At 69.2% G+C, this 556-nt stretch carries 1 protein-coding gene; it reads right to left on the bottom strand.

Annotated elements, in window-relative coordinates; genetic code table 11:
• Positions 1-556, bottom strand: a 556-nt coding sequence (locus VBE63_RS31090) for an MFS transporter (RefSeq protein ID WP_323686792.1), incomplete at both ends; no start/stop codon positions are given.

Below are 556 nucleotides of genomic sequence, written 5' to 3' on the forward strand. Positions count from 1 at the left end.
GCGGCGCCAACCAAGGTCCATTGGCGAGCGCGAGCGCCAGAAGGGCCAGCAACAAGGGCGTCAGATGCCAGGGCAGCAGTCGACGCGCACCGAGGCGATCGATCAAGGGGCCGCTGAACGACAGTGATAACAGGTGCGCCGCCGCAAAGGCGGGAAAGCTCGCCGCCAGCCAGGCCAGGGTCCAGCCCTTGGACTCGGCCAGCGGCACCTGATGAAAGAACACGGCGGTGGCGATGAAGGGCGCGCCCATCAGCGCCGGCAGGATCAGATAGAAGCGTCGATCGCGCAATACCTGTGCCCGCGTCCAGGGCGCAGGCTCACCGGATGATCCGGCCTCGAGGCTGGGACGCTCCGGGACATGACGCCCAAGCAACGCGAGCAAGACCCCGGCCAGCAGGATCAGCAGCCCCGCGATCAGCCACCAGGTCGTGCGCCAGCCGAGCGCTGCAGCCACGGCGACCACCAGGATCGGCGCGATGGCCTCCGCGACCGGAAAGCCGGCCGCCACCAGACTGACGGCCTTGCCGCGATGCCGACGAAAGGCCCGTGCGACCGC

It is taken from the genome of Lamprobacter sp. (genome assembly GCF_034860625.1).
In the GTDB taxonomy this organism is placed as follows: Bacteria; Pseudomonadota; Gammaproteobacteria; order Chromatiales; family Chromatiaceae; genus Lamprobacter.